A 22331-nucleotide genomic window follows, 5' to 3' on the forward strand; every position below is an offset into this window, starting at 1 on the left:
GGTTCTATGAAAACCCTACTGATTACAGAAGGCGCGACGGGGCAGGCACGCAGCTTCCTGGCCCGGCGTATGCTGGAGGCCGCGGCTTCCGGACAACAGATGGAGCTGGTGGATTCCGTACAGCAGGCTGAACTGATCGTGGTGGCCGGCGCTGTCGATCCTGATAATGCTGAACTGAACGGCAAGCGTTTGTTCCGCGGCAGCATTGACGATGCCATTCGCGCGCCGGAACTTTTCCTGAGCCGCGCCCGGGAAGATGCGACGCCTTATCAGGCTCCGGCGCAGCTTTCCTCCGCGGGGGAGCAAGGCCCGCTGCGGGTGGTGGCGATCACTGCCTGCCCGACCGGCGTGGCGCATACGTTTATGGCGGCGGAGGCCATTGAGGCCGAAGCGCGCAAACGCGGCTGGTGGGTGAAGGTAGAAACCCGTGGCTCGGTTGGCGCTGGCAACGCGATTACGCCGGAAGAAGTTGCCGCTGCGGACCTGGTTGTCGTGGCTGCGGACATTGAAGTCGATCTCAATAAATTCGCCGGTAAGGCGATGTACCGTACCTCTACCGGCCTGGCGCTGAAGAAAACCGCGCAGGAACTGGATAAGGCGCTGACGGAAGCTGAAGTGTATCAGCCCCAGGCACAGGCCAAGCCTGGCGCGGGCGCGGCGAAGAAGAAAGAAAGCGCGGGCGCCTATCGCCACCTGCTGACCGGTGTTTCCTACATGCTGCCGATGGTGGTGGCGGGCGGCCTGTGCATTGCGCTGTCGTTCGTGTTCGGTATCGAAGCATTCAAACAGGAAGGCACGCTGGCGGCGGCGCTGATGACTATCGGCGGCGGCAGCGCGTTTGCGCTGATGGTGCCGGTGCTGGCGGGGTATATCGCCTTCTCGATCGCTGACCGTCCCGGCCTGACGCCTGGCCTGATCGGCGGGATGCTGGCGGTCAGCACCGGCGCGGGGTTCCTCGGCGGTATCATCGCCGGTTTCCTGGCCGGCTATGTCGCGAAATTTATCAGCAATAAGTTTCCTCTGCCGCAAAGCATGGAATCGCTGAAGCCGATTCTGATTATCCCGCTGCTCGCCAGCCTGGTGACAGGCCTGATCATGATTTACGTGGTGGGCACGCCGGTTGCGAAAATCATGGAAATGCTGACGCACTGGCTGCAGGCGATGGGCACGGCCAACGCGGTTATCCTCGGGGCGATCCTCGGCGGCATGATGTGTACCGACATGGGCGGGCCGGTGAACAAAGCGGCTTACTCTTTCGGCGTGGCGTTGCTGAGTACGCAGGTTTACGCGCCGATGGCGGCGGTGATGGCTGCGGGGATGGTTCCGCCGCTGGCGATGGGGCTGGCGACGCTGCTGGCGCGCAGCAAGTTCGAGCAGAGTGAACGGGAAGGGGGCAAGGCCGCGCTGGTACTGGGCCTGTGCTTCATCTCCGAAGGTGCGATTCCGTTCGCCGCGCGCGACCCGTTGCGCGTGCTGCCCAGCTGCATTATTGGTGGGGCGCTGACCGGCGCGCTGTCGATGTACTTCGGAGCGAAGCTGATGGCGCCGCACGGCGGGTTGTTCGTGCTGTTGATCCCCGGTGCGATTACGCCGGTGCTGCATTACCTGCTGGCGATCGTGATCGGCACCGTTGTGGCGGGTGGAATGTATGCCGTGCTGAAGCGGAGTGAGAAAGGCGCGGCGCCGGCAGAACAAGGTAACGCTGCGTAATATAAAGCAGGCGCCCCGTAACCGGTTCATCAGGGATGCGGGGCGTAACTTACTCAATAAAAAAACCGGCGTATTGCCGGTTTTTTCTTTATCTCAGCGTCAGGCTGCTTCTTCCGCCCGCTCCTGCGACTTCAGCCAGGCGATCTCTTCGGCCCAGATATCCGGATTCACGGTCTCCAGAATCAGCGGAATGCCGTCGAAGCGCGGGTCGCGCATAATCCAGCTGAACGCAGTTTTGCCGATGTTGCCTTCACCCAGGCTGTGGTGGCGGTCAACGTGGCTGTTGAAGGCGCTTTTGGCGTCGTTGAGGTGCATGCCGCGCAGGTAGCTGAAACCGACGGTGCGCTCAAAGTCGGCGAAGGTTTTGGCGCATTCTTCTTCCGTGCGCAGGTCGTAACCGGCGGCGAAGGCGTGGCAGGTGTCGATGCAGACGCCGACGCGGGATTTATCCTCCACGCCGTCGATGATCGCCGCCAGGTGCTCAAAACGAAAACCCAGGTTGCTGCCCTGACCGGCGGTATTTTCGATAACCGCCGTGACGCCCTGCGTTTTGTCGAGCGCGATATTAATGGATTCAGCGATCAGGGCTAAACAGCGCTCTTCCTCTATTTGCATCAGATGGCTGCCGGGATGAAAGTTCAGCAGCGTCAGCCCCAGCTCCCCGCAGCGCTCCATTTCGTCAATAAACGCCTCGCGGGATTTTTCCAGCGCGTCCGGGACCGGGTGGCCCAGGTTAATCAGGTAGCTGTCATGGGGAAGGATCTGCTGCGGGCCGTAGCCGTATTCCTGGCATGCCCGCTTAAACTTATCGGTTACGTCGGCGGTTAACGGCGCGGCTTTCCACTGACGCTGGTTCTTGGTGAACAGAGCAAAGGCGGTGGCGTTCAGCTCATGCGCCCGGATTACCGCCTGGTCAACGCCTCCGGAGGCGCTGACGTGGGCTCCGACATATTTCATTATCATTCTCCTCTGTGATCGCCCCTCATTATGACATTTAAAATGCGTTCGTGCTTTTTCATTACCGCGCCGGCGTTACAGCCATGCGCTGATTAAATGATTGATCAACCCGCCGCCGGCGATCAGCCAGACGAACAACAATGCCGCCAGCACGATAGGCTTCAGGCCCGCTTGCCGTACGGCGCTGATATGGGTCGTCAGCCCCAGCGCGGCCATGGCCATTGCCAGCAGAACGGTGTCCAGCGTGATCAATTGATGAACGACGCTTTCCGGCAACAGGCTGAAGGAGTTAAAGCCGGCGACCAGAATGAAAATCAGCGCAAACCAGGGAATGGTAATCGGTGATTTTTGTTTCTCTGCGCCTGCCGGTGCGCGGCGGCTCAGGAAGCCGGACAAAATCAGCAGGAACGGAGCCAGCATCATTACGCGCAGCATCTTGGCGATCACCGCCGCGTTTCCGGCGTCGTCGCTGATTGCCCGGCCGGCGGCAACGACCTGCGCCACTTCATGCACGGTAGAACCGATATAAACGCCGAAACCCTGATCCGAAAGCGTGACCCAGTGGTGATGCAGGTTTAGCTGATACAGCCAGGGGTAGAGAAAGATGGCGAGGGTGCCGAAAACCACCACGGTGGAAACCGCCACCGCGACTTTGCTGGCATCGGCCCGCACTACCGGCTCGGTCGCCATCACCGCCGCCGCGCCGCAGATGCTGCTGCCGGCGCCGATCAGCATCACGGTCTGCCCATCCAGCCCGAATACCTTGCGGCCGAGCCACAGCGCCAGCAGAAACGTGGAGGACAGCGTCAGCATGTCAATCACGATCCCGCTGACGCCGACGTCCGCGATTTGCTGAAACGTCAACCTGAAGCCGTAGAGAATGATCCCCAGGCGCAGCAGTTTCTGTTTAGCCAGGTTAACGCCGGGGTTGCAGGCGACCGCCAAACGCGGATAAAGCGTGTTGCCGACCAAAATGCCGAACACGATAGCCAGCGTCAGCGCGCCAAAGCCCAGCGCTTCTACCTGAGGAATGGCGCCGGCCCACATGGCGACGGCGGTAATCACGCCGGTCAGGAGCAGTCCCGGCAGCAGGGCGAGCGGCAAGCCTGAAGTGCGTTCGGGTTGTGAAGTCGCAATTGTTTGCATAGGTGTGTACCACGATGTCGTAAATGAACGTATTGAAAACATGCGGATACGTTAACGACTCGCGCTATAAAAGAGAAATTGATTATATATTTATAATTAATCGCTATAAGTGGTAAGTGAGAGAAAATACCCCTGCCGCGAACGCATACGACCTTTTTGACCAAACCGGCGCTTAATTGCCACAGATCATGTCTTAAACAAATAATCCATACTAAAACAATGTATTAATCTTATAGTGAACCTCTCTCTACATGACGAAGGAGAATGAACGATGGAAAACGGATACAAAGTGATTCTCGTCCCGGTAGATACGGAAGAGCCTCAGCTGACGGAAACGGCGCTGAAGCAGGCTGAATATCTGGCAAAACTCACGGGCGCTGCGATCCGGGTGGTCAGCGTTAAAACGGCCGTTCCTCCTTTTTTCATGGGAGAGCGCCCCCAACAGATTTTCCAGATGAAGGATGAGGTGACCCATCAGGTCGAGGCCCAACTGGCGGAACTGACGGCGGCGCTGGATGTACCGGCGGAGAAAACCTCGTACGTGGTGCTCTGGGGAACGATTTACGATGAAATCCTCAAAGAGGCGGAAACCTGCCGGGCAGACCTGATCGTCGTCGGTTCGCGCCGCCCCAGTATGTCGACCTATTTACTGGGGTCGAACGCCTCGCGCGTGGTGCGTCATGCCACCACGTCCGTACTGGTCGTCAGATAACGCCCGATGCCCGCCGCCGGCGGGCATCATTTTACGGGAGGCTGGTCAGCGCCCCCCGGACTTCCTATAATTTCCCGCCATAACGCCTGAATCCGGACGATCGCCATGCATATCACGCTGCGCCAACTCGAAGTCTTTACCGAAGTGCTGAAAAGCGGCTCCACCACGCAGGCGTCAGCTACGCTGGCGCTTTCACAATCGGCGGTCAGCGCGGCATTGTCCGATCTGGAGAATCAGCTGGCGGTGAAGCTGTTTGACCGGGTCGGTAAGCGGTTGGTGGTCAATGAGCACGGGCGGCTGCTGTATCCGCGCGCCATGGCGCTGCTGGAACAGGCGGGTGAGATCGAGCAGTTGTTTCACGACGGCGCCGGGGCGTTGCGCATCGCCGCCAGCACCACCATCGGCAACTATATTCTGCCGCGCATGATCGCCGCTTACCGCCGCGACTTTCCGGAGATGCCGCTGGACCTGAACGTCGGCAACAGCGCCGACGTAATTGCCGCCGTCGCGGACTTCCGGGTGGATCTGGGGCTGATTGAAGGGCCGTGCTATATGCCTGAGCTGCTGACGCAGTCCTGGATGCAGGATGAGCTGATCGTGTTCGCCGCGCCGGACCATCCGGTTTTACAGGCGCCGGTCACGTTAGAAGCGCTGGCCGCGGCGCCCTGGATCCTGCGTGAGAAAGGGTCGGGAACGCGGGAAGTGCTGGAGCACCTGCTGTTTTCCCATCTGCCGCACTTTAACCTGATCATGGAGCTTGGCAACTCCGAAGCCATCAAACATGCGGTGCGCTACGGCATTGGCATCAGCTGCCTGTCGCGCCGGGTGGTCGAGGAACAGATAGAGGCCGGCATACTGCGTGAAGTGGTAACGCCGCTGCCGCCGCTGATGCGCACCCTGTACCTTATCCATCACCGCCAGAAGCATATTTCGCAGGCGCTGTCGCGTTTTCTGAGCTATTGCCGCTGATATCCGGCAGGATGCCGGATCCCCGCTACACTTACACTGAACTTTCCGTCTCCCCGGAGCGGGGGAAGTGTGCCTGAAACTAATAATCACTCAGCCATCATGAAGCTCTCTTATATCACCGGATAGATGCTTCATGATGGTGCAGGATTTGTTACAATCCGCGCTTATTTTGTAAGAGCAAAGAATCAATAGGTTAATAATGGCTCAGACTAATTCCACCAGCGCCGAATCAGGGCGCGGTACTTCACTGCGCAGGGAACTGAAAGCGCGCCATCTGTCGATGATTGCCATCGGTGGTTCTATCGGTACCGGGCTGTTCGTGGCGTCGGGAGCGACGATCTCGCAGGCCGGCCCCGGCGGCGCGTTGCTTTCTTATATGCTAATCGGCCTGATGGTCTACTTTCTGATGACCAGCCTGGGCGAACTGGCGGCGTTCATGCCGGTTTCCGGCTCGTTTTCCACCTACGGCTCGCGCTATGTAGAAGAAGGCTTCGGCTTTGCGCTGGGCTGGAACTACTGGTACAACTGGGCGGTGACCATCGCCGTTGACCTGGTGGCCGCCCAGCTGGTTATGGGCTATTGGTTCCCGGATACGCCGGGCTGGATCTGGAGCGCCCTGTTCCTTGGCCTGATGTTCCTGCTGAACTACATTTCGGTGAAGGGCTTCGGTGAAGCGGAGTATTGGTTCTCGCTGATTAAGGTCACGACGATCATTATCTTTATCGCCGTGGGTATCCTGATGATCATCGGCATTATGAAAGGCGGAGAGGGTGCCGGTTTCCATAACTGGACCGTCGGGGAGGCGCCGTTCGCCGGCGGATTCGCGGCGATGATCGGCGTCGCGATGATCGTCGGCTTCTCGTTCCAGGGAACCGAACTGATCGGCATCGCGGCGGGCGAATCCAAAGATCCGGGTAAAAACATTCCGATGGCGGTGCGTCAGGTGTTCTGGCGTATCCTGCTGTTTTACGTGTTTGCCATCTTTGTTATCAGCATGCTGATTCCGTATACCGATCCCAACCTGCTGCGCAATGACGTAAAAGATATCTCCGTCAGCCCGTTCACCCTGGTGTTTGAACACGCCGGCCTGCTGTCTGCGGCGGCGGTGATGAACGCCGTTATTCTGACGGCGGTGCTGTCGGCCGGTAACTCCGGTATGTATGCCTCAACCCGCATGCTGTATACCCTGGCCTGCGAGGGCAAGGCGCCGCGTATTTTCGCGAAGCTGTCCAAAGGCGGCGTGCCGCGTAACGCGCTGTATGCCACTACGGTGATCGCCGCGCTGTGTTTCCTGAGCTCGATGTTCGGTAATCAGGAAGTGTATCTGTGGCTGCTGAACACCTCCGGCATGACGGGCTTTATCGCCTGGCTGGGCATTGCCATCAGCCATTACCGCTTCCGCCGCGGCTACGTGAAAGCGGGGCTGGATCTGAATGACCTGCCTTACCAGTCGAGCTTCTTCCCGCTCGGGCCGATTTTTGCCTTTATTCTGTGCCTGATTATCACGCTGGGGCAGAACTACGAGGCGTTCCTGCAGGATCGCATTGACTGGTACGGCGCAACGGCAACCTACATCGGCCTGCCGCTGTTCCTGATTATCTGGTTCGGCTACAAGCTCACCAAAGGTACGCGTTTTGTGCGCTATGCGGAAATGGAGTTTCCCAAAACCCATACCGACTAAGCGCAGATAACTGCAGCGAAAGGGCGCCATATACGGCGCCCTTTGCTTTTTCCGGCACGGATACCGTTGTATATCCCGTTCAAACACAAGTGATATTCGCCACGCATTCTTAATAATGGCATTGATAAGGATTATCATTTGCTTTACTCTTTGCACACCATAACAATGGATGACGAAGGGATATTAAGGTGAATCAATCCTCAAATAAGAAAGTGCGCCGCTGGGGGCTCACATTACTTACGGCCGCAACGCTCACGATGAGCGCGGGCGCCTGGGCTGAGACGGTAACCGATATCGCCGGCCGCAGTGTAGAAGTACCGGCCAAGGTCGATCGCATTTTGTTGGGTGAGGGGCGCTTGTTCTTCGCGGTTTCCCTGCTGGAAGGGCAGAAACCGTTCGATCGCATCGTCGGCTGGCAGGGCGATCTGCGCAAGCTCGACCCGCAAACCTATTCCCGCTATCAGGCGAAATTCCCCGAAGTCGATAAAATTCCGCTCATCGGCAATACCACGGCCGACAGCATCAGCCCGGAAAAAGTGCTGACGCTGAATCCGGACATCGCGATTTTCGGCTTGTCCGGGCACGGGCCGGGGCGCAACAGCGAACTGGTGAGCCAGCTTGAAAGCGCGGGCGTGCCGGTCGTTTTTGTTGACTTCCGTAACCATCCGCTGAAAAACACCCTGCCCAGCATGAAGCTGCTGGGGAAAGTGCTGCACCGTGAAAAACAGGCGGAAGACTACGCCAATTTTTATCAGGAAAATGTCCGTCTGGTGACGGAAATCGCGGATAAAATCCCGGAAGATCAGAAAACCAGCGTATTTATCGAACTGCGCGCGGCCAGCAGCGAAGACTGTTGCGGCACTGCGGGCAACGGCAACATGGGCGACTTCATTGACATGGCCGGCGGTAAAAATATCGCGAAAGGGCTGCTGCCCGGCACGTTGGGCACGGTAAACTTGGAGAAGGTGCTGGCCGCCGATCCGCAGGTGTACATCGCCAGCGGCGGTAAGGCGCCGGAAGCCAAAGACGGCGGCGTGAAGCTGGGCGCACTGGTGACGGAGCAGCAGGCGCGTGACAGCCTGAACGTCGTCACCCAGCGCAAAGGCATCAGCAGCCTGAGCGCGGTGAAGAACGGCAATACGCACGCCATCTGGCATAACTACTACAACTCCCCGTATAACGTGCTGGCGGTACAGGCCTTCGCCAAATGGTTCTATCCGGAGAAATTCGCCTCTTTGGATCCTCAGCAAACAATGAATAAACTGTACAGTCAGTTCCTGGCTATCGAACCCAGCGGCACCTATTGGGTTGATGCACAAGCTAAGTAATCGTCACTCTTCGTCCCGCCAGCCGCCGCCAGCGGGACGCGTAACGGGTAAAGTATGAATTTGACCACCGAACCGCTGAATTCCGCCGGTCGTTACGACGCCGCGGGCGTACGGGGGAATTACCAGCGTATTATCCGGCAGCGTCTGCTGATGATGGCAGGGCTGGTCGCCGCCATTCTGGCGTCGTTGCTGCTGGACTTCACGATGGGGCCGTCCGGTCTCTCGCTTTCTGTATTATGGGACACGCTGTGGCGGCCCGAACTGGCCGACGCCGGAACGCGCGTCATCGTCTGGGACATCCGCCTACCTTATGCGCTGATGGCGATCGTGGTCGGCCTGTCGCTGGGGCTGGCCGGGGCCGAGATGCAAACTATCCTGAACAACCCGCTCGCCAGCCCGTTTACGCTGGGGGTGTCTAACGCTGCGGCGTTCGGCGCCGCGCTGGCTATCGTTTTGGGAATTGGTATTCCGGGCGTACCCGATCAGTGGTTTATCTCCGCCAACGCGTTCATCTTCGCCCTGCTGGCCGCGATGATGCTGGACGTGGTCACGCGCTGGACGCGGGTCGCGACGTCCGGGGTGGTGCTGTTCGGCATCGCGCTGGTGTTCACCTTTAACGCGCTGGTTTCTATGATGCAGTTCATCGCGACGGAAGACACCCTGCAAGGGCTGGTTTTCTGGACCATGGGCAGCCTGGCGCGCGCCTCCTGGGAGAAGTTAGGTATTCTGCTGGCGGTGTTTGCCGTATTGCTGCCGGTTTCGATGAAAAGCGCCTGGAAACTGACGGCGATGCGTCTGGGGGAGGACCGTGCGGTCAGCTTCGGCATTGACGTGCGCCGCCTGCGGCTGGGTACGTTGTTGCGCATCAGTATTCTGTCGGCGCTGGCAGTGGCGTTCGTCGGGCCTATCGCCTTTATCGGGCTGGTGGCGCCGCATATCGCGCGCCTGATGTTTGGCGAGGATCACCGCTTTTATCTGCCGGCCAGCGCGCTGACCGGCGCACTGGTGTTGTCTCTGGCCTCCGTCGCGTCGAAAAACCTGATTCCGGGCGTGATCATTCCCGTCGGGATCGTCACTTCGCTGGTCGGCGTGCCGTTCTTCCTGAGCATTATTTTGCGCCACAGGGGGAATGTATGAGCCAGGGGCTGGAGATTAAACATTTCGACGCCGGTTATCCCAAACGTCCGGTTATCGAGAACCTTTCCGTGCCGATGCTGCCGCGCGGCAAAATCACCGTGCTGCTGGGGCCGAACGGCTGCGGTAAGTCTACGTTGCTGCGTTCGCTGGCCGGGCTGAATAAGGCCTCCGGGCAGTTGTTGCTCGACGGCGAGGATCTGATGCGTCTGCCGTTCGCCCAACGCGCCAGCCAGGTGGTGTACCTGCCGCAGTCATTGCCGGCCGGGGTGCATCTGCACGTGCTGGAGTCCATCATCGTGGCGCAGCGCGCCTCGGGAAGCCGGTATCATGCTCACGGTGATGAGAACGAGGTGATGCATCTGCTGGAGCAACTGGGCATTTCGCACCTGGCGCTCAGCTACCTGGATCAGCTCTCCGGTGGTCAGAAACAGTTGGTCGGGCTGGCGCAGTCGCTGGTGCGGCACCCCTCTTTATTGTTGCTGGATGAACCGCTCAGCGCGCTTGACCTGAACTACCAGTTTCATGTGATGGATCTGGTGCGCCGGGAAACGCGCCGCCGTAATATCGTGACCGTGGTGGTGGTGCATGACATCAACATCGCCCTGCGGCACGGCGATCACGTTCTGATGCTGGAAAACGGCTCGCTGATCGCCGACGGCGCGCCCGAAGCGGTTATTACGCCCGATAGCCTGGCGCGGGTTTACGGCGTACGCGGGCGAATCGAGCGCTGCTCACGCGGTACACCGCAGGTGGTGATTGACGGCCTGGTTGAACCGGTCATGTAACCGGTCTGCAGAGTGTACAAACGAATGAAAAGCCCCGGGATAAGCCGGGGCTTTTCGTATTAAGGTTGTCTATGAGAGAAAATCCGATCGTATTAATAATGTGAGGGCCGTTCATTCCTGATAAAGAATATCCCTTATTTTTGTAGTAAATTCTGTATAGGCATAGTAATCGTCCGTATTTTTTGATATTTGTTTATCCTATAACAAATAATATAAATTTTTGACTGGCACGCATTGCGTTACGTGTATTGAACTGACATCCGGGCGTGTCATCACGATATATTTGCCTGCGCGGAGAACAGGAATGGTGAGTGATCATACACAACTTACAGTTTCCGAGAAAATCAGCCTCAGCCTGCCTTATCAGCAATATGCGGAGGCATTGTATGACGTTATCGACAGGAACCGGGCGTATCTGAGCCAATATATGTCGTGGCCTTCCGCCGTACTCTGCCCGGCGGATACGATGAGCTTTTTGGCCGACAGTTATCTCGCTTATCGGGAAGACAGGGGTAAAACCTATATTATCCTGTATGGCGGTGAGCCTGTTGGGGTATTGTCATTCAATGAAATCGATCTGCTGAATAAGACGGCGACCGTCGGCTACTGGCTTGATCGTGATATGCAGAAGAAAGGCATTATTTCCTGTGCGCTGAAATGTCTGACGGAGCGTTATGCGCAAAGCGGTATGATCCGCCGCTTCGTTATTAAATGTATTACCACCAATCAGGACAGTAATGCAGTGGCGAAGCGCGCAGGCTTTCAACATGAAGGTGTATTGAAAAGCGCGGAATACATTAACGGGGTCTACCATGACCAAAATCTCTATGCGCTGATTTCGTCCCCGGCCTGATTATTCCTTTTCGTTATTATTACCCGGCGGACTGCCGCCGGGTTTCTATTCCTCCCCGTTTTTTCTTTTTTCCGGTTGTCAGCCAATCGCCTTATGGCAAACTGTGCTGACGATTTCAGGCCGCCCGGCATTGGGCGGAAGTTTCCCCGGAGAAAACATAATGAAAAAGCATGGCGCAACAAAGTGGCTGAGCGCGGTCAGCCTCGCGGTAACGTTAGCCCTGAATCCGGCATTTGCCGTGCAGGAAACGGCGCCGGCGGTGGTCAAGACCGATACGCAGGCGCGGGATGCTTACGTGAGCGACTTGCTGCAAAAGATGACGCTGGAGGAGAAGGTTGGTCAGCTGCGCCTGATTACCGTGGGAACAGAAACCCCGAAAGAAGTGATCCGCGAGATGATTAAGCACGGTCAGGTGGGGGCGATTTTCAACACCGTTACCCGGCCGGACATCCGGGCGATGCAGGATCAGGTGATGCAGCTCAGCCGGCTGAAAATACCGTTGTTCTTCGCCTACGACGTGGTGCATGGTCAGCGCACCGTGTTCCCCATTCCGCTGGGGCTGGCCGCCAGTTGGGATCGGAACGTGCTGGCCCGCGTTGGCAAGGTTTCCGCCTTCGAGGCCAGCGAAGACGGCCTGAACATGACCTGGGCGCCGATGGTGGACGTCAGCCGCGACCCGCGCTGGGGCCGGGTGTCCGAAGGGTTTGGCGAAGATACGTACCTGACCGCCGAAATGGGGCGGGTGCTGGTCAAGGCCTTGCAGGGCGACGATCCGGCCGCGCGCCATGCGCTGATGACCAGCGTCAAGCATTTCGCCGCCTATGGCGCAGTGGAGGGCGGGCGCGATTACAACACCGTGGATATGAGCCCGCAGCGTTTGTTCCAGGATTATCTTCCGCCGTTTAAAGCCGCGCTGGACGCGGGCAGCGGCGGCGTGATGGTAGCGCTCAATTCGCTCAACGGCACGCCCGCTACGGCGGACCGTTGGTTGCTGAAAGATGTATTGCGTGATCAATGGGGCTTTAAGGGCATTACCATCAGCGATCACGGCGCCATCAAAGAGCTGATGAAACACGGCGTAGCCGCCGATCCGCAGGACGCGGTGCGCATTGCGCTGGAGTCGGGCGTCAATATGAGCATGAACGACGAATACTTCATGCAGTATCTGCCGCAGTTGGTGAAGAGCGGCAAGCTCAGCGAGCAGGAAATTGACGATGCCTGCCGCCACGTGCTGAACGTGAAGTATGACATGGGGCTGTTCCGCGATGCCTACAGCCATCTCGGTCCGGCCGGTTCAGATCCGCAGGATACCAATGCCGAAAGCCGCCTGCACCGCGCGGATGCGCGTGAGGTAGCGCGTCAAAGTATGGTTCTGCTGAAAAACCGGCTGGACCTGCTGCCGCTGAAAAAGCAGGGGACAATTGCACTTATCGGGCCGTTGGCCGACAGCAAACGCGACATTATGGGCAGCTGGTCTGCCGCCGGCGTGGCGCAGCAGTCGGTGACGGTGCTGGAGGGGATGCGCAGCGCGCTGGAAGGCAAGGCGACCCTGCTTTATGCCAAAGGCGCTAACGTCAGCAACGATAAGGGCATCATCGATTTCCTCAACGAATATGAAAAAGCCGTCATTACCGATCCGCGTTCGCCACAGGCCATGATTGATGAAGCGGTGGCGACGGCGCGTAAGGCCGATGTGGTGGTTGCCGTGGTGGGCGAAGCACAGGGGATGGCGCATGAAGCGTCCAGTCGCGCGGACATCACCCTGCCGCAGAGTCAGCGCGATTTGCTTCAGGCGCTGAAGGCCACCGGCAAGCCGCTGGTGCTGGTGCTGATGAACGGCCGCCCGCTGGCGCTGGTGCAGGAAGATCAGCAGGCGGATGCCATGCTGGAAACCTGGTTCAGCGGCACCGAAGGCGGCAACGCGATCGCCGACGTGCTGTTCGGCGACGCTAATCCGTCCGGCAAGCTGCCGATGTCGTTTCCGCGTTCGGTTGGGCAGATCCCGATTTATTTCAATCACCTGAATACGGGACGTCCCTACACCTGGGAAAATCCGGGCAAATACACCTCGCACTACTTTGATGCCGCCAACGGGCCGCTGTATCCCTTCGGTTACGGGCTGAGTTACACCACGTTCAGCGTTTCCGACGTCAAACTGTCGTCCGGCACGTTAGCGCGCGACGGCAAAATCACCGCCAGCGTTGACGTCACTAACACCGGAAAACGCGACGGCGCCACGGTGGTGCAGATGTACATTCAGGACGTGACCGCCAGCATCAGCCGTCCGGTCAAGGAACTGAAAGGGTTTGAGAAGGTGATGCTGAAAGCGGGCGAGCATAAGACGATCAGCTTCCCGATTGATGCCGGTCAGCTGACGTTCTGGAATGCCGGCATGCAGCAGGTGGTTGAGCCGGGTGAGTTCAACGTCTTTATCGGGCTGGACTCGCAACGGGTGAAAAACGGCAAATTTACGCTTCAGTAAGGCCGGTTTACAACAGGGAAGCGGCGCTGCGCCGGCCGCTTCCCGTATTTCTCAGAAGTTGTACGTCATCCCTACCGTGTAGCGCCTTCCGTCCAGCACTGTTCCATAGACGTCGTTCTTAACCTGCTTATCAAACACGTTATAAACCCCCGCGGTAATATCCAGCCGTTTATTGGCCTGGTAGACCGCGCCGACATCCACAAAAGTATAGGACGGCGTACCCGTTGCCATACTGGTGCGGCTCAGGTAGTCCGAGGTGCGCCCGCGGAAGTTCAGCCGCGACCACAGGGAGACGTCCTGGGTGGCTTTCCAGTCCAGCGTGGTATTTACCATATGTTTGGGCATCTGGTTAAGCGGCTGCCCGCTCAGCGGGCCGCTCTTTTGTTCGGACTCGGTGTAGGTATAGTTGGCCGTCAGCGACCAGTCTTTGGTGATATCCCAGCCGACGTTGGTTTCCACGCCACGCATGTTGGCTTTGTCGACGTTGATGCGATCGCTGATGAAGTCGTACGTTTCGCCGTTCAGGGTACATGCCGGGTCGCTGGCGCTGCTGCAGCGTCTGACCTCGGTGATTTTGTCTTTAAAATCAGTATTGAACAGCGTCAGCCCGGCGGTGATGCCGCTACCGCTGTCCCACATGACGCCGATCTCTTCACTGACGCTTTTTTCCGGCTTCAGGTCCGGGTTGCCGACGATCATGCCGTTGCTCCGTCCGCCGCCGGTGGCCTGGCCCCAATTGGCGGCGGTCTGGCGCAGATCCGGCGAGCGGTAACCGGTGGAGACGCCGCCTTTCAGCGTCCATTGTTCCGCCGGATGCCATACGGCGTACAGGCGCGGCGTCCAGTGAGTGCCGAAGTTTTCGTCGCGATCCATCCGGACGCCGCCCGTCAGAGCGACGTCATTGGTGAGGGACCATTCGTCTTCGGCAAACAACGCCCAGCTCCAGCGCGTCAGGTTATCGGTGTTGCTGCCTGCCAGCTGGTTGCCGCTGTCCTTCAGATCTTCATAGCGATACTGACCGCCTACGCTCAGGTGATGGTCACTGAATTCAAACTGGGTTTGGGTGTTGGCGATGGTGTTATTCATCTGCATGCTGCGGCCAGGGTTTTTATTCTCTTCCCGCTGGATGTAGCTGGTGCTGGAGCCAAAGCCATAATTTCCGCTGTGGGTAATGGCGTAGTTGGTCCGTTCGTAACGGCTGTTGCTTGGCTGACTGCTTTGCTCCGTTGATTTGCCCGGCGTGGTGTCACGATCCTGCAACGAACGGCCGGCTTCAAACTCCAGCTCATTGCTTTCATCGGGCGTCAGGCTGAAAACGGCGCTGCCGTTCTTGATTTCCTGCTTGGCATAACCGCCGACGATCTGATCTTCCGCCCGGCGCGACAGTACGCCGCTGAGCCGCAGCCCGAGCAAGCCTTCGATAAGCGGGCCGGAGGCGTAGGCGTTGGTCTGGAACAGATCGCCGGAGTTGCTGTTCTCCTGGAACGTCGCGTCGCCGTGCAGCGATCCCTGCCAGGGTTGGCTGTTGCCCGTTTTGCGCGTGATGACGTTGATAACGCCGCCCATGGCGTCGGAGCCGTAAAGCGACGACATGGGGCCGCGTACGACTTCAATGCGTTCGATCGTTTCCAGCGGCGGCAACCAGCCTTGCTCGATTCCTGAGTTGTCGCTGTTGGGGCGGGTGCCACGGGTATCAACCCGCTTGCCGTCGACCAGGATCAGCGTGTATTTGGACCCCATGCCGCGGATGCTGATGTCGCTCTTACTGCCGCCGCCGGTAATCACGACGCCGGGGACGTCTTTCAGCGCGTCGGTAATATCCCGGTAGGCTTTTTCCTCCAGTTGCTTACGTGTTACGACGGAGATAGTGGCCGGCGAGTCTTCGATTTTCTGCTGAAAACCGGAGGCTGTAACCACCATGGTATTTTGTTCTTCTGCCTGGCTGAACGCAGACGGAAGCGAGGCGGAAAGGATGAGTGCGAGGGTCGTTTTTTTCTTGTGGAGTACGACGTATTGTCGTGCGATGTAATTGAACATTCCCGTTCCCATTGGTATTGATAGTGATGGAATTCAATGTGTTGTAGTCACTTAAGTGTTGTAACGACGTCATGCAGGTGAGGTGAGCGCTCCGGCCCGGTAAGCCAGGTCTGCACTTACAACGGGGGCCATTGTAATGAAATGAAAATGAATGTAAATGATAATGAGTATCATTTGATGATTTTTTGGTATTAAACCAGACAAACAGAAGGGATAAAGGGGGGATATATCTTTATGGTGAATAAATTCTCGGGGAATAATTAGCGCTGAATAATCCTAAGGCGGGAATGTGTTTTATTAGTTTGGTTCGTAACGCACACAGGCCGGTAAATAATTCCGTATTTTTTGATTGTCTGCTATTAAACTCACTGCCAAATAAAAATCACGCGGATAATTATAATGCTGAACTGTGGCGGCTGAACATATTCGGGCTTAATTCCGTGCCGGCGATATAAGGGCTGGGTTTGGTTGTATTAAATATGTTATATCCTTGTGTTCGGCTTTGATACAGGTATTGCCGGAGCGAGAAGAAAACCACAAGGACATAATTATGATAAAAGAAACGATTGCGACGTATTTACCCCAGTTGGAAGCCATTCGTCACGATATTCATCGCCATCCTGAATTGGGTTTTGAAGAGCAGCGAACCCGCGATTTAGTGGTGCAAAAACTGACGGAGTGGGGCTACGAGGTTCACTGCGGATTAGCCGGAACTGGCGTGGTCGGAACGCTGCGGGCGGGAAACGGCAACCGGCGCATCGGGCTGCGTGCCGACATGGACGCCTTGCCGATTCAGGAAAATAACGGCAAACCCTGGCAAAGCGCCATTCCTCATCGTATGCATGCCTGTGGTCATGACGGCCATACCACGATGCTGCTGGGCGCAGCGCGTTATCTGGCGCAAACCCGTAACTTCAACGGCACCGTACACCTGATTTTTCAGCCGGCGGAAGAGATGCTTAACGGCGGCGCGGTGATGGTTGAGCAAGGGCTGTTTGAGCAATTCCCCTGTGACGCCATTTTCGCCATGCACAACATGCCGGGCATGCCGACCGGGCATTTTTTCTTCCGCCACGGCGCGTTTATGGCGTCGATGGATCAATTCACCATTGAGGTCAACGGGCGCGGCGGCCACGGGGCGATCCCGCATCTGGCGGTTGACCCGGTGCTGGTGGCCTCCCATATCACCGTGGCGTTGCAAAGCATCGTGTCGCGCAATATTAACCCGCTGGACGCAGCGGTGATCACCGTTGGCAGCATCCGCGCCGGGGAGGCGCCCAACGTGATTCCGGACATCGCGGAAATGAAGCTGAGCGTGCGGGCGCTGAGCCGCGATGCGCGCGATGTTCTGCTTAAACGTATCCCGGAAGTGGCGCAGGCACAGGCGGAAAGCTTCGGCGCCAGCGCCAGGGTGGTGCATGTCAACGGCACGCCGGTGCTGATGAATGACGAAGCGATGACCCGGTTTGCCTGTGACGTCGCCAGCCGCCAGTTTGGCACAGAGCGGGCGCACTATGGCGCGCAGCCGCTGATGGGAAGCGAGGACTTTGCCTTTATGCTCGATGCGCATCCGCAGGGATGTTACCTGATTATCGGCAACGGAGACGGGGAAGGAAGCTGCATGGTGCATAACCCCGGTTATGACTTTAATGATGAATGTCTGGCGCCGGGCAGTGAATATTGGTGTGCGCTGGTTGAATCTTATCTTAAATAACGCAGAAATTGATAAGCCGTATCAGGAAATATCCTCATTCCGGCCTTATTCAGAGAGAAAATATGTCTAAAGCAGAGCTTACGATGGCCGGAGAAATAGCGCCGGTAAAGCGCCAGAGCGGCAAGAAAGTTATTTTTGCCGCATCGTTCGGAAATGCGCTCGAATTTTTTGATTTCGGTATTTATAACTTTTTCGTTATCTATATCGGCGTATTGTTCTTCCCGCCGTCCAGCGATCCACATCTGGGATTACTGCTGGCGTTCGCCACATTTGGCGTGAGTTTCTTTATGCGTCCGCTGGGCGGTATTTTAATCGGCGCTTATGCCGATCGCCACGGCCGTAAGCCGGCGATGATTCTTACCATCTCATTGATGAGCCTCGGAACCGCAATGATCGGTTTCGCGCCCACCTACGCCACGGCCGGTTATTGGGGAACCATTACGCTGGTGGCGGCGCGCCTGATTCAGGGGCTGGCGGCGGGCGGTGAAGTCGGGGCGTCAATGCTGGTGGAATCGGCGCCGGCTAACCGGCGCGGCTTTTACTCCAGCTGGGCGCTGGCCACGCAGGGGATCGCCACCATTCTCGGCGGGGTGACGGCGCTTTCACTGAGCGCGCTGTTGCCGGTTGTCAGCGGCGATCCGGACGTGATGTCTGACTGGGGATGGCGCGTGCCGTTCTTTATCGGCGTGGCGCTGGCGCCGCTGGGGTGCTGGCTGCGCATCAGCCTGGAGAACGAACATCCGGCGTCATCTCCGGCAAAAGCGCAGAAGGCGGCGCAGTCGCACTCCCTGCGCGGGCACGGGCGCGTGGTTGCCACCGGTGTGCTGCTGACGGTCGGTTCCACCGTGGCGACCTATATTTCGATGTACTACCTCGGCACATACGGCGTGAAATACCTGAACATGGCGCAGCCTTATGCTTATGCCGCCATGCTGATCGCCGGGCTGGTGACCTTCGGCGGCGCGTTGCTGGTGGGGCACTGGTGTGACCGCATCGGGCGTTTGCCGCTGATCCTCTGGTCACGCATTGCTATTTTGGTGCTGGCGTTCCCGGCCTTCTGGCTGTTGGTCAATTTCCCGCATCCGTATCTGCTGATGGCCGTGGTGCTGGTGATGATCAGCCTGACGACGCTGGGGTCGGTGCCGACGATGCTGGTGATTTCCGAGCTGTTTCCGAAGCGGATCCGCGCGGTGGGGTTTGCGGTGGTGTACAGCCTGGGCGTGGCGATTTTCGGCGGCTTTGCGCAGTATTTCGCGTCGCAGTCGATTGAGCTTACCGGATCGCTGCTGGCGCCGTCGGGCTACCTGATTCTGGCGACGCTGGTTTCATTGCTGGCGATGCCGCACCTGCGTGAAACCGGTAAGGAAACGCTGAGTTAGCGCAAACGACGGATAAAAAATCCCCCGCATGAAGCGGGGGATGTGCGTTTTATTTCACCTGCATGCCCGGCTGAGCGCCGCTGTCCGGGCTGAGCAGGAAAATGTCTTTCCCGCCCGGGCCGGCGGCCATCACCATGCCTTCCGACATGCCGAAGCGCATTTTACGCGGCGCCAGGTTAGCGACCATCACCGTCAGGCGGCCTTCCAGCGCTTTCGGGTCCGGATAGGCGGAGCGAATGCCGGAGAATACCTGACGGGTTTCGCCGCCGAGGTCGAGTTGCAGTTTCAGCAACTTGTCTGAGCCTTCGACGAATTCCGCACTCTTGATCAGCGCAATACGCATGTCCACCTTGGCGAAGTCGTCAAAGCTGATGACATCCTGAATCGGGTCGTCCGCCAGCGGGCCGCTGACCGGTTTGGCGCTCGCAGCGGCCATCGCCTGCTTGCCTTTTTCAACCATGGTTTCCACCGTCGCCATCTCGATGCGGTTAAACAGCGCTTTAAAGGCGCTGATGCCGTGGCCGAGCAGCGGCTGTTGGATGCCGTCCCAGGTCAGCGTGGTGTTAAGGAACGCTTCGCTGCGTTCGGTCAGCGACGGCAATACCGGCTTCAGGTAGGTCATCAGCACGCGGAACAGGTTAATGCCCATTGAGCAGATAGCCTGAAGATCGGCGTCGCGGCCTTCTTCTTTCGCCACGACCCACGGCGCCTGTTCGTCAACGTAACGGTTAGCCAGATCGGCCAGCGCCATGATTTCACGGATCGCCTTGCCGAATTCACGCTGCTCGTAAGCCTGCGCGATTTCCTGCGCGGCATCGGTAAAGGTCTGGTACAGCGCCGGATCGGCCAGCGTGTCGGCCAGCTTGCCGCCGAAACGTTTGTTGATAAAGCCGGCGTTACGCGACGCCAGGTTAACCACTTTGTTCACGATGTCGGCGTTGACGCGCTGAACGAAGTCTTCGAGGTTCAGGTCGATGTCATCAATGCGCGACGACAGCTTGGCGGAGTAGTAGTAGCGCAGGCAGTCGGCGTCCAGGTGATCCAGGTAGTTACGCGCCTGGATGAAGGTGCCGCGCGATTTGGACATTTTGGCGCCGTTCACCGTTACATAGCCGTGAACGTAAATGTTGCTCGGTTTGCGGAACTGGCTGCCTTCCAGCATGGCCGGCCAGAACAGGCTGTGGAAGTAGACGATGTCCTTGCCGATGAAATGATACAGCTCGGCGGTTGAGTCTTTCTGCCAGTATTCGTCGAAGCTCAGGCCCGGACGTTTGGCGCACAGGTTCTGGAAAGAACTCATGTAGCCGATGGGGGCGTCGAGCCAGACGTAGAAATATTTGCCCGGCGCGTTGGGGATTTCGAAACCGAAATAGGGGGCGTCGCGGGTGATGTCCCACTGTTGCAGACCGGCGTCGAACCACTCCTGCATCTTGTTGGCGACCTGCTCCTGCAATGCGCCGGAACGGGTCCACGCCTGCAGCATTCCGGAGAATGACGGCAGATCGAAGAAGAAGTGCTCCGATTCGCGCATGATCGGCGTCGCGCCGGAAACCACGGATTTCGGGTTGATCAGCTCGGTCGGGCTGTACGTAGCGCCGCAGACTTCGCAGTTATCGCCGTACTGGTCCGGGGATTTACAGCGCGGGCAGGTGCCCTTTACGAAACGGTCAGGCAGGAACATGCCTTTTTCCGGGTCGTACAGCTGAGAGATGGTGCGGTTTTTGATAAAACCGTTCTCTTTCAGGCGGTCGTAAATCAGCTCGGACAGCTCGCGGCTCTCTTCGCTGTGCGTAGAGTGATAGTTGTCGAAGCTGATGTTGAAATCAGCGAAGTCTTTCTGGTGTTCCAGGCTGACTTCGGCAATCATCTGCTCCGGCGCCACGCCCATCTGCTGGGCTTTCAGCATGATCGGGGTGCCGTGGGCGTCATCCGCGCAGATGAAATGCACCTCGTTGCCGCGCATTCGCTGGTAGCGGACCCACACATCCGCCTGAATATGCTCGAGCATATGACCGAGATGGATTGAGCCGTTGGCGTACGGAAGTGCACACGTTACCAGGATTTTTCTAGCGCCTGCTGCGGAGGTGTCTGAAGTCATAGTGGATTTATTTTCTCATTTAACATGGAACGGTTAACGGATGTTACCCGATTGCGCGCGCCGCTGCCAAACCGATTCTTTTACGCCGGACGGCGCGACGGCTTTTGAGTTCTGGTATGCTTAACGTGTCAATAACGAAAAAAAGAAAGGAGCCGGGATGAGCAACAAATCCCATGAAAACGCTTCCCCTGAAGCCCTGCGGGCGCAGGTGGCGGAGATTCTTGATACCTTCACCCATCCGACGCTGGATAATCCCCTGAGTACGCTGAAGGCGCTGCACCACTGCGCGCTGCTCGACAATGTGCTGCATGTGGAACTGACGATGCCGTTCGCCTGGCGGTCGGGGCTTGATGCCCTGAAAGCGGCGACGGAGGCGCAACTGCTGCGGGATACGGGAGCGAAAGCGGTTGAATGGAAGCTGAACTGCCAGATCGCTACGCTGAAGCGCGCCAACGACCAGGCGGGCGTTAAGGGCGTGAAGAACATTATCGCCGTCAGTTCCGGCAAGGGCGGGGTGGGGAAATCGAGCACCGCGGTGAACCTGGCGCTGGCGCTGGCGGCCGAAGGGGCGAAGGTTGGTATTCTGGATGCGGACATCTACGGCCCCTCTGTCCCCATGATGCTCGGTACGGAGCAGGAACGTCCGACTTCGCCGGACGGCGAGCACATGGCGCCGATTGCGGCGCACGGCCTGGCGAGCAACTCCATCGGCTACCTGGTAACCGACGACAACGCCATGGTGTGGCGCGGGCCGATGGCCAGCAAAGCGCTGCTGCAACTGTTGCAGGACACCCTGTGGCCGGATCTGGACTACCTGGTGCTCGACATGCCGCCCGGCACCGGCGACATTCAGCTGACGCTGGCGCAAAATATTCCGGTGACCGGCGCGCTGGTGGTCACTACGCCGCAGGACATCGCGCTGCTGGACGCCATGAAAGGCATCACCATGTTTGAAAAGGTACACGTACCGGTGGTGGGCGTGGTGGAAAATATGAGCATTCATATTTGCAGCAACTGCGGATTCCACGAGCCGATTTTCGGCACCGGTGGCGCGCAGAAACTGGCGGAAAAATACCAGACCCGCCTGCTGGCCCAGCTGCCGCTGCACATCAGCCTGCGTGAAGATCTGGATCGCGGCGAGCCGACCGTCGTCAGCCGCCCGGACAGCGAATTCACCGCCATCTACCGTCAGCTGGCGGCCGACGTGGCGGCACGTCTGTACTGGCAGGGGAAAACCATTCCCGGCGAGATCGCCTTCCGCGCGGTTTAATTTGTTTTGCGGGCGCTGCTGCGGCGCCCGTATTTCTCCCCCCGGAAGCGCTGGCATCAGGCCGGTTAACTCC

Annotated in this window: 16 protein-coding genes; 12 read left to right on the forward strand and 4 right to left on the reverse strand. The window is 58.2% G+C overall.

The features are described 5' to 3' along the window. Window positions 1–6 precede the first annotated feature (6 nt). A complete protein-coding gene (gene fruA, locus C8D90_RS00480; protein WP_115456467.1) occupies window positions 7–1710 on the forward strand; it encodes a PTS fructose transporter subunit IIBC in 1704 nt (567 codons plus the stop codon). Between the two features lie 99 nt (window positions 1711–1809). Here fruA and nfo read toward each other — a convergent pair whose 3' ends face one another. Both nfo and C8D90_RS00490 read right to left on the reverse strand, forming a co-directional pair. Continuing rightward, entirely contained in the window at window positions 1810–2667 is an 858-nt protein-coding gene (gene nfo, locus C8D90_RS00485) for a deoxyribonuclease IV (protein ID WP_115456468.1), read from the reverse strand. Between the two features lie 75 nt (window positions 2668–2742). Further along, window positions 2743–3813, reverse strand: a complete 1071-nt coding sequence (locus tag C8D90_RS00490) for a YeiH family protein (protein WP_115456469.1) — start codon at window positions 3811–3813, stop codon at window positions 2743–2745. 271 nt (window positions 3814–4084) lie between these two features. On the opposite strand from C8D90_RS00490, the gene C8D90_RS00495 reads away from it, so the two are divergent. The 8 genes from C8D90_RS00495 (at window position 4085) to bglX (ending at window position 13760) form a co-directional block, all read left to right on the forward strand. After that, entirely contained in the window at window positions 4085–4525 is a 441-nt protein-coding gene (locus tag C8D90_RS00495) for a universal stress protein (protein ID WP_115456470.1), read from the forward strand. A 105-nt stretch (window positions 4526–4630) separates the two neighbouring features. Further along, complete coding sequence (gene yieE, locus C8D90_RS00500) at window positions 4631–5494, forward strand: DNA-binding transcriptional regulator YeiE (protein ID WP_115456471.1); 864 nt, start codon at window positions 4631–4633, stop codon at window positions 5492–5494. A gap of 199 nt (window positions 5495–5693) precedes the next feature. Continuing rightward, window positions 5694–7175 (forward strand): amino acid permease, encoded by a 1482-nt coding sequence (locus tag C8D90_RS00505; protein WP_115456472.1) that lies wholly within the window; start codon window positions 5694–5696, stop codon window positions 7173–7175. Between the two features lie 257 nt (window positions 7176–7432). After that, on the forward strand, window positions 7433–8503 hold the full coding sequence (locus C8D90_RS00510) for an ABC transporter substrate-binding protein (RefSeq protein ID WP_115456473.1): 1071 nt from the start codon (window positions 7433–7435) through the stop codon (window positions 8501–8503). Window positions 8504–8557: 54 nt separating this feature from the next. Beyond that, the gene (locus C8D90_RS00515; RefSeq protein ID WP_115456474.1) at window positions 8558–9640 is read left to right on the forward strand and encodes a FecCD family ABC transporter permease; all 1083 of its coding nucleotides are present in this window, start codon (window positions 8558–8560) and stop codon (window positions 9638–9640) included. Beyond that, window positions 9637–10425, forward strand: a complete 789-nt coding sequence (locus tag C8D90_RS00520) for an ABC transporter ATP-binding protein (protein ID WP_115456475.1) — start codon at window positions 9637–9639, stop codon at window positions 10423–10425. The genes C8D90_RS00515 and C8D90_RS00520 overlap by 4 nt, the downstream gene beginning before the upstream one ends. A gap of 304 nt (window positions 10426–10729) precedes the next feature. Beyond that, entirely contained in the window at window positions 10730–11278 is a 549-nt protein-coding gene (gene rimL / locus C8D90_RS00525) for a 50S ribosomal protein L7/L12-serine acetyltransferase (protein WP_115456476.1), read from the forward strand. 160 nt (window positions 11279–11438) lie between these two features. Continuing rightward, window positions 11439–13760 (forward strand): beta-glucosidase BglX, encoded by a 2322-nt coding sequence (gene bglX, locus C8D90_RS00530; RefSeq protein ID WP_115456477.1) that lies wholly within the window; start codon window positions 11439–11441, stop codon window positions 13758–13760. 51 nt (window positions 13761–13811) lie between these two features. Here bglX and C8D90_RS00535 read toward each other — a convergent pair whose 3' ends face one another. Then, window positions 13812–15797, reverse strand: coding sequence for a ligand-gated channel protein (locus C8D90_RS00535; RefSeq protein ID WP_115456478.1), 1986 nt, complete (start codon window positions 15795–15797; stop codon window positions 13812–13814). Window positions 15798–16347: 550 nt separating this feature from the next. Between C8D90_RS00535 and C8D90_RS00540 the strand changes: the two genes are divergently transcribed. Together C8D90_RS00540 and C8D90_RS00545 are read left to right on the forward strand one after the other, a co-directional pair. Continuing rightward, window positions 16348–17511: a M20 aminoacylase family protein gene (locus tag C8D90_RS00540; protein WP_115456479.1), complete on the forward strand. Its 1164-nt coding sequence runs from the start codon at window positions 16348–16350 to the stop codon at window positions 17509–17511. Between the two features lie 62 nt (window positions 17512–17573). Beyond that, window positions 17574–18890 carry an MFS transporter gene (locus C8D90_RS00545; protein ID WP_115456480.1) on the forward strand — a complete coding sequence of 439 codons (1317 nt, stop codon included), beginning with the start codon at window positions 17574–17576 and terminating at the stop codon, window positions 18888–18890. A 49-nt stretch (window positions 18891–18939) separates the two neighbouring features. Here the strand turns inward: C8D90_RS00545 and metG are convergent, their stop codons facing one another. Next, window positions 18940–20988, reverse strand: coding sequence for a methionine--tRNA ligase (metG, locus tag C8D90_RS00550; RefSeq protein ID WP_115456481.1), 2049 nt, complete (start codon window positions 20986–20988; stop codon window positions 18940–18942). A gap of 157 nt (window positions 20989–21145) precedes the next feature. On the opposite strand from metG, the gene apbC reads away from it, so the two are divergent. Beyond that, entirely contained in the window at window positions 21146–22258 is a 1113-nt protein-coding gene (gene apbC, locus C8D90_RS00555; RefSeq protein ID WP_115456482.1) for an iron-sulfur cluster carrier protein ApbC, read from the forward strand. Window positions 22259–22331: the final 73 nt, after the last annotated feature.

Source organism: Enterobacillus tribolii (assembly GCF_003363015.1).
GTDB lineage: Bacteria > Pseudomonadota > Gammaproteobacteria > Enterobacterales > Enterobacteriaceae > Enterobacillus > Enterobacillus tribolii.

Bases quoted from the DNA above. Each gene is read 5' to 3' on its own strand.
- fruA (WP_115456467.1), top strand. From the start codon at position 7: ATGAAAACCCTACTGATTACAGAAGGCGCGACGGGGCAGGCACGCAGC.
- C8D90_RS00495 (WP_115456470.1), top strand. From the start codon at position 4,085: ATGGAAAACGGATACAAAGTGATTCTCGTCCCGGTAGATACGGAAGAG.
- C8D90_RS00520 (WP_115456475.1), top strand. From the start codon at position 9,637: ATGAGCCAGGGGCTGGAGATTAAACATTTCGACGCCGGTTATCCCAAA.
- metG (WP_115456481.1), bottom strand. From the start codon at position 20,988: ATGACTTCAGACACCTCCGCAGCAGGCGCTAGAAAAATCCTGGTAACG.
- C8D90_RS00510 (WP_115456473.1), top strand. From the start codon at position 7,433: ATGAGCGCGGGCGCCTGGGCTGAGACGGTAACCGATATCGCCGGCCGC.
- C8D90_RS00535 (WP_115456478.1), bottom strand. From the start codon at position 15,797: ATGTTCAATTACATCGCACGACAATACGTCGTACTCCACAAGAAAAAA.
- nfo (WP_115456468.1), bottom strand. From the start codon at position 2,667: ATGAAATATGTCGGAGCCCACGTCAGCGCCTCCGGAGGCGTTGACCAG.
- bglX (WP_115456477.1), top strand. From the start codon at position 11,439: ATGAAAAAGCATGGCGCAACAAAGTGGCTGAGCGCGGTCAGCCTCGCG.
- C8D90_RS00490 (WP_115456469.1), bottom strand. From the start codon at position 3,813: ATGCAAACAATTGCGACTTCACAACCCGAACGCACTTCAGGCTTGCCG.
- C8D90_RS00545 (WP_115456480.1), top strand. From the start codon at position 17,574: ATGTCTAAAGCAGAGCTTACGATGGCCGGAGAAATAGCGCCGGTAAAG.
- yieE (WP_115456471.1), top strand. From the start codon at position 4,631: ATGCATATCACGCTGCGCCAACTCGAAGTCTTTACCGAAGTGCTGAAA.
- rimL (WP_115456476.1), top strand. From the start codon at position 10,730: ATGGTGAGTGATCATACACAACTTACAGTTTCCGAGAAAATCAGCCTC.
- C8D90_RS00540 (WP_115456479.1), top strand. From the start codon at position 16,348: ATGATAAAAGAAACGATTGCGACGTATTTACCCCAGTTGGAAGCCATT.
- C8D90_RS00505 (WP_115456472.1), top strand. From the start codon at position 5,694: ATGGCTCAGACTAATTCCACCAGCGCCGAATCAGGGCGCGGTACTTCA.
- C8D90_RS00515 (WP_115456474.1), top strand. From the start codon at position 8,558: ATGAATTTGACCACCGAACCGCTGAATTCCGCCGGTCGTTACGACGCC.
- apbC (WP_115456482.1), top strand. From the start codon at position 21,146: ATGAGCAACAAATCCCATGAAAACGCTTCCCCTGAAGCCCTGCGGGCG.